The 9,326-nt window shown below is 68.8% G+C and carries 10 protein-coding genes and 1 pseudogene; 5 read left to right on the top strand and 6 right to left on the bottom strand.

The genetic code is table 11. The features are described 5' to 3' along the window. The 4 genes from EQG76_RS29800 to EQG76_RS29785 all read left to right on the top strand — a co-directional run. The coding region (locus EQG76_RS29800; protein ID WP_159718874.1) for a TRAP transporter large permease subunit at nucleotides 1-802 on the top strand (802 nt) is incomplete at its 5' end. Nucleotides 803-820: 18 nt separating this feature from the next. Continuing rightward, nucleotides 821-2,056 (top strand): CaiB/BaiF CoA transferase family protein, encoded by a 1,236-nt coding sequence (locus EQG76_RS29795; RefSeq protein WP_159718873.1) that lies wholly within the window; start codon nucleotides 821-823, stop codon nucleotides 2,054-2,056. Nucleotides 2,057-2,086: 30 nt separating this feature from the next. Beyond that, complete coding sequence (locus EQG76_RS29790) at nucleotides 2,087-2,845, top strand: GntR family transcriptional regulator (protein WP_159718872.1); 759 nt, start codon at nucleotides 2,087-2,089, stop codon at nucleotides 2,843-2,845. Nucleotides 2,846-2,849: 4 nt separating this feature from the next. Next, nucleotides 2,850-3,737 (top strand): HpcH/HpaI aldolase/citrate lyase family protein, encoded by an 888-nt coding sequence (locus EQG76_RS29785; RefSeq protein WP_159718871.1) that lies wholly within the window; start codon nucleotides 2,850-2,852, stop codon nucleotides 3,735-3,737. Here the strand turns inward: EQG76_RS29785 and EQG76_RS29780 are convergent. The 5 genes from EQG76_RS29780 to EQG76_RS32635 form a co-directional block, all read right to left on the bottom strand. Next, on the bottom strand, nucleotides 3,725-4,273 hold the full coding sequence (locus EQG76_RS29780; RefSeq protein ID WP_159718870.1) for a phosphotransferase-like protein: 549 nt from the start codon (nucleotides 4,271-4,273) through the stop codon (nucleotides 3,725-3,727). The two genes, EQG76_RS29785 and EQG76_RS29780, sit on opposite strands and share 13 nt — an antisense overlap. Before the next feature lie 44 nt (nucleotides 4,274-4,317). Continuing rightward, nucleotides 4,318-5,259 carry a sugar-binding transcriptional regulator gene (locus tag EQG76_RS29775; protein ID WP_159718869.1) on the bottom strand — a complete coding sequence of 314 codons (942 nt, stop codon included), beginning with the start codon at nucleotides 5,257-5,259 and terminating at the stop codon, nucleotides 4,318-4,320. Continuing rightward, complete coding sequence (locus tag EQG76_RS29770; RefSeq protein WP_159718868.1) at nucleotides 5,256-6,542, bottom strand: iron-containing alcohol dehydrogenase; 1,287 nt, start codon at nucleotides 6,540-6,542, stop codon at nucleotides 5,256-5,258. Before EQG76_RS29770 ends, EQG76_RS29775 begins: the two co-directional genes overlap by 4 nt. Further along, on the bottom strand, nucleotides 6,539-8,032 hold the full coding sequence (locus EQG76_RS29765; protein ID WP_159718867.1) for a xylulokinase: 1,494 nt from the start codon (nucleotides 8,030-8,032) through the stop codon (nucleotides 6,539-6,541). Before EQG76_RS29765 ends, EQG76_RS29770 begins: the two co-directional genes overlap by 4 nt. Before the next feature lie 111 nt (nucleotides 8,033-8,143). Next, the gene (locus tag EQG76_RS32635; RefSeq protein WP_235031625.1) at nucleotides 8,144-8,587 is read right to left on the bottom strand and encodes a HigA family addiction module antitoxin; all 444 of its coding nucleotides are present in this window, start codon (nucleotides 8,585-8,587) and stop codon (nucleotides 8,144-8,146) included. Nucleotides 8,588-8,683: 96 nt separating this feature from the next. On the opposite strand from EQG76_RS32635, the gene EQG76_RS29755 reads away from it, so the two are divergent. Continuing rightward, entirely contained in the window at nucleotides 8,684-9,226 is a 543-nt protein-coding gene (locus EQG76_RS29755; protein WP_159718866.1) for a DUF1003 domain-containing protein, read from the top strand. 6 nt (nucleotides 9,227-9,232) lie between these two features. On the opposite strand, the pseudogene EQG76_RS33805 reads toward EQG76_RS29755, so the two are convergent. Beyond that, a pseudogene (locus tag EQG76_RS33805) lies at nucleotides 9,233-9,326 on the bottom strand (helix-turn-helix domain-containing protein); the annotation flags it as partial.

Here is a 9,326-nt window from a genome sequence, read left to right as displayed (position 1 = left end):
GCTGACCGCCAACGTCTCGGTGGGCGACCTGTTCACCGCGGCGTTCCTGCCGGGCTTCCTGATGGCAGGCAGCTTCATCGTCTACATCCTGGTCCGCTGCGGCCTGAACCCGGCCATGGGCCCGCCGCCCACCGACGAGCGCCGCAACATGCCGCTCGCCGAGAAGCTGGCGCTGCTCCGACGCATCGTCCTGCCGCTCATGATCGGTGCGGGCGTGCTGGGCAGCATCTATCTGGGCGTGGCCGCCGTGACCGAGGCCGCGGCACTGGGTGCTGCCGCGATGATCCTGGTGGCGGCCCTGCGCCGCGAGCTCACCTGGTCGATGCTGGCCGACGTCTCCATGCAGACGATCCGCACCTCAGGCATCGTGCTCTGGCTGGTGTTCGGCGCGGTGGCATTGATCGGTGTCTACAATCTCCTGGGCGGCACCACCTTCGTGAAGGACCTGTTCCTGGGCTCCACCCTGCCGCCCTGGGCGATCATCGGCGTGATGCTGGCGATCTGGGTGTTCCTCGGCTGCTTCATGGAGGGCACCGCGATCTGCCTGCTGACCGTGCCGATCTTCGGCCCGGTGGTGGTGGGCCTGGGCTACGACCTGGTCTGGTTCGGCGTCCTGTTCGCGATCACCTGCCAGATCGGCTACCTGACGCCACCGTTCGGCACGGCCGCCTTCTACATGAAGAGCGTGACCCCGCCGCACATCTCGCTCGAGACGATCTTCAACGCGTTCTGGCCCTTCACCTTCCTCCAGTGCCTCTTGCTGGCGCTGGTCTGGGCCTTCCCGCTCCTGGCCAGCTACTGACCTGCCGGAACCGCTATCATGACCTCTGCTGAAGCAACCAACCCAGTCGAAGCGGCCTCCGAAGCTGCGCTGGCCGGCCTGCGCGTCCTCGACATCGGCACCTTCATCGCCGCTCCCTATGCCGCGACGATCATGGCCGAGTTCGGTGCGGAGGTACTCAAGATCGAGCTGCCCAAGATCGGCGACCATGCCCGGCGCCTGGGCACCCAAACCGAGTGCGGCGACACGCTCGTCTGGCTGAGCGAAGCGCGGAACAAGAAGTCCGTCTGCCTGGACCTGCGCACGCCGGAAGGTGCCGAGCTGTTCAAGGACCTGGTCCGGATCAGCGACGTGGTGTGCGAGAACTTCCAAGCAGGGACACTGGAGCGCTGGGGGCTGGGCTGGGACGTCCTGTCCGAGGTCAACCCGAAGCTGATCCTGCTGCGCGTGTCCGGCTACGGCCAGACCGGGCCCTACGCCAACCGGCCGTGCTTTGGCCGGATCGCCAACGCGTTCGGCGGCATCTCGTTCCTGTCCGGCGAGCCGGACCGCCCGCCGGCCCAGCCTGGCTCCGCCACGCTCGCCGACTACATGGCCGGGCTCTACGGCGCCCTCGCCGTGCAGATGGCGCTGCAGGCGCGCCACCGGACCGGCAAGGGCCAGGTCATCGACATGGCGCTCTATGAGGCGATCTTCCGGATCCTGGACGAAGTGGCGCCGGCCTATGACCGGTTCGGCTTCGTGCGCCGGCGCGAGGGTGCCGAGACCCCGATCGTGGTCCCGCACAGCCACTACCCGACCTCGGACGACCGCTGGGTGGCGATCGCCTGCACCAACGACAAGATCTTCGGCCGGCTGGCCGACGTCATGGGTCGCCCCGAACTGAAAGAGGACCCGCGCTACGCCACCAATAAGGCACGGATCGAGCGGCGCGGCGAGGTCAATGGCATGGTCGCCGACTGGACCGGCTCAATGCCGCGGGATGAGGTGCTGGCCCGCTGCTCCGGAGCCGAAGTGCCGTGCGGCCCGGTCTACGGGATCGACGAGATCTTCACGGATCCGCACTACGCCGCGCGCGGCAACATCCTGCGCGTGGCGGATCCGCGGGCAGGCGAGGTCGCCATCCCGAACGTGATCCCGCGCATGAGCGGCACGCCCGGTGCCGTGCGCTGGCTGGGCCCGGCACTGGGTGCCCATACCGACGAGGTGCTGCGCGACCTGCTTGGCCTGGATGCGGCGCGCATAGAAGAGTTGCGCGGCAAGGGCGCTATCTGAGCACCGCCCGCATCTCGATCCGGAGACCGCATGAAACTGACGTCCCAAGAGCTGACCGCGCGCATCCGCGACATGATCCTGCGCGGGGAGTTCGCGTCCGGCCAGCACCTGCGCGAGGCGGCCCTGGCCGAGCAGTTCGCCGTCTCCCGCACGCCGGTGCGCGCGGCCCTGGCCGCGAACGAGAAGGACGGCCTGCTCGAATACAACCCGAACCGCGGCTTCATCGTCCGGCCCTTCCATGTCCGCGACATCATCGAAGCCTACGAGATGCGAGCGCTGCTGGAGGGCATGGCCTGCCGGGTAACGGCCGAGCGGGGCATGAAGCTGGACGACGAGCGTTTGGCCCGCCACGCAATCGACCAGGTCGAAAAGCTGCTGCGCAAGACCGGCCCGCTCGACGACCATGCCCGCGATTCCTGGCGCCAGCACAACCAGGTGTTCCACCAGAGCATCATCGAATCGGTCGAGAACCGCTTCCTCCAGCCGATGCTACAGATGGTCCGGCAGATCCCCTCGGTCTATCCGCCGATCTTCGCCTCCTACACGGCCGAGGAGCTCGCCCGGTACAACCAGGAGCACAAGAAGATCCTGGAGTGCATCATCGACCGCCAGGCGGTGCGGGCCGAGCATCTGATGCGCGAGCACATTCTGAGTGCCGGCGAGACTCTGCGCACCTCGATCCGCGATGCGCAGCGCGCGGACGACGCGGTCGTGCCGGCGCCGGATCATGCCACCGCCCCATCCGCGGAGCTGCCGCAACGGCGCGCTCCGGCCCCGCCCTCGGAGTGACTCCATGTACGTGCCGCCGCGCGCGCTCCTCTTCGTGCCCGCCCATCGCGACCGCTTCCGCGAGAAGACCACCGGCTTCGCCGTCGATGCACTGATCCTCGACCTGGAGGACGCGGTGCCGCCGGCCGAGAAGCCGCTGGCCAGGGAGAAGGCGGCCGAGTTCGTCGGCGCGTACCCGGGGCGGGCGTTCGTGCGGATCAACCCGGTGCGGGCCTCAACCGCGTTCACCGTCGCCTGCGGCGAGGAGGACCTGGCGGGCATGGTGCATCCCGGCCTGCGCGGCATCGTCCTGCCCAAGATCGAGGCGGCCGCCGACGTGCTCGAGCTGGATGCGCTGCTGCGCGCCTGGGAGCGGGCACGCGGCCTGCCGTGCAGCACGCTGGAGCTGATCGGCATCGTCGAGACCGCCAAAGGTATCCTGAACCTGGGCGACATCGTGCAGGCGCGGATCGCCCGGCCGTTCTGCCTGGCCTTCGGCGCCGGTGACTTCACGGGCGATCTCGGGGTCGAGTGGACCAGCGGCGAGGCGGAGTGCCAGCATGCGCGCGCCGCCGTGGTGATCGCCTCGCGTGCCGGCGGTCTGCCCAGCCCGATCGACAGCGTGTTCGCCGACATCCGCGACAGCGACGGCCTGCTGGCCAATGCCCGGCGGGTCAAGGCCATGGGCTATCAGGGCAAGCTGGCGATCCATCCGGACCAGATCGGCATCATCCAGAGCGTGTTCGCGCCCGAGCCGCAGGAAGTGGACTGGGCCCGGCGCGTGCTGGACGGGATGCGCCAGGCCGAGGAGCAGGGTCATGGCGCGTTCACGGTCGACAACAAGCTGATCGACTATCCGATCCTGGAGCGCGCCAAGGCGATCATGGACCGTGCCAAGCGCTACGGGAGCTGAGGCGACAGGCGAAACTTGCCGTTGGCCAGGGCCTCCCGGACCGCGGCCAAAGCCTGCTCGGGCCCGTGGCCGTCCAGGTCGATCGCGTGGCGCTCCAACGCACCCAGCGTGGCGAACTGCTCGTGTAGGGATGAGATCGGACCGGACGCAGTGAGTGTGTCGCCACCACGGCGGCGGCAGCGTTCCAGCGCGATCGGTAGGGGCACGCGCAGGACCACGTAGTGCAGCGGCGCTTCGACCGCGCGGAATGGCTGGAGGAACCACGGTCCCACGATGCCATCCACCACGACGAAGAACCCGCCTCGGGCGTAGGCCGCTGTCGCCTGCGCCAGGGCCTGCATCAAGGTCTGGTTCTGCTCGTCGGCATCGGGAAGATAAGGAGGGACCGCGCCGCACTTGATGAAGTGCCAGAAGTCGTCGGCATGCAGATGCACGGCCGGCCTATCCGCAAGTGCGGCCAGCGCACGGGCCGTCGTAGTCTTCCCCGAGCCCGGCGGGCCGGTGAGGACGAGAACTTGGCCATCGGTCTTGGACAATCCGCTCCCTCCGCACGCACGACGACACGGTACAGGCACGCCATCTAGCGCGCATCGGCGCACAGCGCCTCCGCCGCCTGCTGGTCGGTGATCAGCAGGTTGGCGTAGCCGGCGGCCAGCACCGCGCGCATGACCTGGCCCTTTTCCGGCCCGCCCGATGCCAGGATGCGGATGGGCACCGCCGCCAGCTCGTCCGGCGCCACGCCGACCACCCGGCGGTTGACTGGATGGTCGAGCAGGCGACCGTCGGCTCCCAGGAAATGGCCGAGGAGGTCGCCGACGGCACCCGCAGCGTCGAGGGAAGCCTGTTCCGCATCGGTCAAGAGGCCGCGTGTCAGGGTCGGTGCGTCGGGGCCGAGCGTGCCGACGCTGAACAGGACCATCTGCGCCTGCATCGCACGGGCGCGGACCTCGGCCAGCGAGTCCTGTGCGTGCAGCAGGTCGCGCAGCGCCGGGCTGGACGCATAAGTGGGGGCGGCAATGTAGAGGCAGGTCGCGTCCAGGGCCTCGGCGAGGCGCGCCGCGGTCTCGTAGGTGTTGAACTCCGAGGCCCGGCCGAGGCCGCCCATCAGCGAGACGATGGTGAGGTCCCGGATGCTCCGGCGCTGGATCGAGCGGGCACTCCACCGCAAGGTGCGGCCCCAGCCAACGCCCACGGTCATGCCGGGCCCCAGGCGGTCGGACAGATAGTGTCCGGCCGCAGTGCCCAGCACCACGGGCAGGCTCGCCGGATCCTGCGGCGTGGGCAGGACCACCGCATCGCGCAGCCCAAAGCGCTGGCACAGCTCCCGTTCCAGAGCCACGCAGCCGGCCAGGCGGCCATGGATGCGGAACTGCACCAGCCCGGCCTCGCGCGCGGCTGCCAGGTCGCGCAGCACCTTCACCCGGTTGATGCCGAGTGTCGCGGCGATCTCGGCCTGGGTGCGGCCCTCGACATAATAGAGCCAGGCGATCCGGGTGCGCCGCTGCTCGTCCTGGTCGATCATGTCTCGCCGGCGGCGAACCCGTCGAGCCCGCCAGCCTGGGCGGCGAGATCGAGAAAGCCGTAGCGGTCGCGGATCTCCAGCGCATGGCGGACCGCCTGGCGGTAGAAGGCGGGATCGATCCCGATCTGGGCGGCCGTCTTCGGCATGCCGGCGCGCCGGATCGCGTCCTCCATCCTTTCCAGCGGCAGCATGACCGCCAGGAGTTTCTGCCGGATCTCCGGCCAGCGGTCCTGGAGGCGCCGGTTCAGCCGCGCGGTCGCCGCCGCGTCGAAGGGCTTGCGCGCGACCGCCTCCTTCACCCCGCCGGCCAGCTCGCCATAGCGCTGGGCCAGTTCGGCGTCGGTGAAGCTGAGCGGTGCCAGGACCGGCGGCGCGTCGCTCGCCAGGTAGTGCGCCTGGAGCCGCGCCATGGTCCAGGTGGCGATGCCGACCTGCTGGCCATGCAGCGTGCCCGGGTGAGGGCGCAGCAGCATGTCGATATAGTGGCTGATCTGGTGCTCGCCCATCGAGCCACAATGGCTGGTGCCGGTCACCAGCACGCCGCAGCCGGACAGGACGGAAAGCCGGACCAGCTGTAGCACGGCCGCCTGGTCGCCCTGCCTGAGCCTCCCGGCCAGTTCGTAGAGTGGCTGCTCGTCGGCAGCCATCATCGCATAGGGCGTCTCGGCATAGACCGTGTCGAGCAGGAGGTGGGAGAGCAGCCAGTCGACCTGGCAGACGCTGCGGCAGATCGTGTCGCCGAAGCCGGCGAGGGTGGCGAACTCCGGCGCTGCGGCCATCACCTCCAGGTCGAAGAACACGCCCCTTGGTGCTTGGGCCGGCAGGGTCAGCTTATAGCCGCCGCGGGTGATCGACACGGTCGTGGTCACATAGCCGTCCATCGACGCCGCGGTGCCGAACACCGCGCAGGCCCGGCCGGTGCGGTGCGAGACGTACTTGCACAGGTCGTTGAGCGTGCCCGAGCCCACCGCGATCAGGTGGTCGCAGCCGGCCACGCGCTCCTGGAGCTGTGCCGCGGTCGCCTCGTCCGCCTTCGGATGGTCCAGGACCACGAGCTGGGCGTTCGACAGGGCCTCGTGGACCCGCCGGCCCATCACCGGCGTGGTGTTCTGGTCGGCCACCACGGCGAGCCGGCCGGTCAGCCCCACACTCTCGACCAGCGCCCGCTCCCGGCCGGCGAGGGACGGCGCGATCTCCAGGAGCTGGATCGGGGAGGGCAGGTTCTGGCCGAGCTCGGGTGCGAAGAACCGGCCCTCGACCACGTCCCGGACGACGTCGCTCACGTTCTGGATTCCTCGCGAAAGGCGGCGAGACCGGCATAGGTCCGCTGCAGGGCCGGGTAGAGGCCGGCATGGAGCTCGCGCAGCGTCCCATACCGGGCATGGGCGGCCGGGTCGGGAAGCCGGCGCTCGCGCAGGCGGCCGGCCATGGCGCGGGCTGCGGCCGTAGCGTCCGGGTACCAGCCAGCCGCGGTCGCGGCGATCATCGCGGCCCCCAGGCAGGAGGCTTCCACCGTGTCGGACACCTGCACTTCCTTGCCGGTGGCATCCGCCACGATCTGGCGCCAAAGTTCGCTGCGCGCGCCGCCGCCGATCGCGACGAACCGGTCGATCGCCTGGCAGCCCGAGGCCAGGTCCAGCGCAATGCCCTCGATCAGCGCCCGATACACATGCCCCTGCCGGTGCTCAGCACCCAGGCCCACCAGCACGCCGCGTGCGTCCGGGTCCCAGTGCGGCTGCATCACGCCGCTCCAGTAGGGCAGGAGCAGCAGCCCGCAGGATCCCGCCGGCACGCAAGCGGCCTCCTGTTCCAGCCGCGCGAACGAGGCGGGGTCGGTGCCCTTCTCCAGCAGGCTGGTCATCAGCCAGTCGGTGAGGAACGCGCCGGTGCGCAGCACGTATTCGCACAGATAGCCGGTACCGGTCAGGCTCGACACGGTGCGGAACGCGCGGTCGACCACGTAGTCCTGGTTGTACACGCCGAGCACGGTGGCGGTGCCGAGGTTGAGATAGGCGGCACCCGGCTCGAGGATCGCGCAGCCGAGCCCGGCGCACTGGCCATCGCCACCCCCAGCCGCGACCGGGATGCCCACCGGCAGGCCGGTCACGGCTGCTGCCTCTCCTTTGATAGTGCCAAGCACGGTGCCGGGGCGCTCGGGTTGCAGGAACTGGGCCTCGCTCAGGCCGAGCCAGCCCAGGATCTCCGGTGAGAGCCGCTTGTGCTCCAGATCGTAGAGGCCGTGCGGGTCGGCGCTGGCCCAACTGGTCCGCCCGTCGCCGGTCAGGCGCCGGACGAGATAGCCGTGGACGTCGACCACGTGCGCGACCCTGGCGAACGCTGCGGGTTCGGTGCGGCGTAGCCAGTTGAGCTTGTAGACCGCGGGCGTGAGGTCCGGCGCCTTGCCGCTGATCCGGTGCAGCCGGTCGGCACCCAGCGCCCTGGACATGATCTCGATGTCCGGCCGCCCGCGTTCGTCCAGCCACACCAGCGCCGGGCGAACCGGCTCACCGGCCGCATCGAGAAATCCCACCGTCTCGCGCTGGTTGGCGATGGTGAGTGCCTGCGCCGTGGCGAGATCGACCTTGCTGCCGAGATCCGCGAGCGCCTCGACCAGCGCTGCCCACCACGCGCCCGGCTCCTGCTCGAACGCGCCGGGGCCCGGCTGGCTCATCGGGATTGCCGCCCGGCCTTCCGCCAGGGGCGTGCCGGCCCGGTCGAACGCGATCGCCTTGGTCGCGGTGGTGCTGCTGTCGACGCCGATGACCGTATCCATCAGCCGGTGGCACTCCCTGAACTTATGTTCTTCATCGGGTAATTTTGTACAAGGCTACCCGGCCGCGCCCGGTCCTGTCAAAGCCGCACCGCCTGGCCGGCGGCAGACCCTTCACCGCGGCCGGTAGCGTCTCACCTGGATTTCGTCCGCGCGCTGCCGGATTGCCCAGGCATCGAAGCGCGCCTGCAGGCGCAGCAACGTCTCCAGGCTGAGGCCGAAGGCCTTTTCCAGCCGCAGCGCCATCTCTGGCGACAGGCTCGTCCGTTCGTGAAGCAGGTCCGCCAGGCTATCGCTGTCGACACCCAGGATGTCGGCTGCCTGTTCGGTAGACAGTTCCAGATCGGCTAGGATCTCGTTGCGGATGAACGCGCCCGGATGCGTCGGCTTCATTGTGGCTCGCAGCGATAGTCCTCGGTCCCGTACGATGATCGAACGGCTGACGGGTGCATCGGCTGCGATGCACTGCCGTATGCGATCAGCCGTGATCCTGCCCGCTCCCGTCCCGGCCAGGGAGCGCTCGGCCGCCGCATGGCGGGCTGCGGTGTTGATGCGCACGCCTCCTCGACCTGCTCCGGCGCGGCGCTGGTCGATGCAACCCTAAGCGCGCAGCACGATTCTGAACGGTGAAGCTAAGATCGAGCCTAAGCCGCTATGTCCACCACGACACCGACTCTCCCACCACCACCACCGCCAAGCCTGAGCAGCGCACTCAAACGCAACATCGACGCCATCACCGAGCGGCGTCGGCAAGAGGCAGCCTCAGCAACACGCGAAGAACGGCTAGCCCAGGCGATCACGTCGTTCACCGGCAGCATGCGCTTCGTGTACCTGCATTTGGCTGTCTACGGCTCATGGATCGTGGTCAATCTGGGCGTCATACCAGGAGTGCCGACGTTTGATCCGTCGTTCGTCATCCTGGCAATGGTGGCATCGGTCGAAGCAATCTTCTTGTCCACCTTTGTACTGATCAGCCAGAATCGTACGTCCGCTGCAGCTGACAAACGCGCCGATCTCGATCTTCAGATTAATCTGCTGACTGAGCACGAGTTGACCAAGCTTTCGGAGGTCGTGACTGCAATTGCTGCCCACCTGAATGTCAAGGTCAAGGACGCTACTGCGATTGAAGAGATTAAAAGGGATGTTGCTCCCGAAGCGGTGCTGGACGAGCTTAATGAAAGCAAAGAACCCTGCTGAGTGGACAGCCGGCACCCACTGATCCGCCAATACCCGATAGACTGAGGCCCGGCCGATGCCGAGCCTGCGGGCGATCGCGGCGGCACCCAGCTGCTCCTCT

Origin of the sequence: Geminicoccus flavidas, from assembly GCF_009806515.1 — a bacterium.
Lineage (GTDB): Bacteria > Pseudomonadota > Alphaproteobacteria > Geminicoccales > Geminicoccaceae > Geminicoccus > Geminicoccus flavidus.
The sequence above is the reverse complement of the archived record's forward strand: the minus strand, read 5'-3'. Positions and strand labels throughout refer to the sequence as shown.

Bases quoted from the DNA above. Each gene is read 5' to 3' on its own strand.
- EQG76_RS29765 (WP_159718867.1), bottom strand. From the start codon at position 8,032: ATGGATACGGTCATCGGCGTCGACAGCAGCACCACCGCGACCAAGGCG.
- EQG76_RS29795 (WP_159718873.1), top strand. From the start codon at position 821: ATGACCTCTGCTGAAGCAACCAACCCAGTCGAAGCGGCCTCCGAAGCT.
- EQG76_RS29785 (WP_159718871.1), top strand. From the start codon at position 2,850: ATGTACGTGCCGCCGCGCGCGCTCCTCTTCGTGCCCGCCCATCGCGAC.
- EQG76_RS29775 (WP_159718869.1), bottom strand. From the start codon at position 5,259: ATGATCGACCAGGACGAGCAGCGGCGCACCCGGATCGCCTGGCTCTAT.
- EQG76_RS29755 (WP_159718866.1), top strand. From the start codon at position 8,684: ATGTCCACCACGACACCGACTCTCCCACCACCACCACCGCCAAGCCTG.
- EQG76_RS29790 (WP_159718872.1), top strand. From the start codon at position 2,087: ATGAAACTGACGTCCCAAGAGCTGACCGCGCGCATCCGCGACATGATC.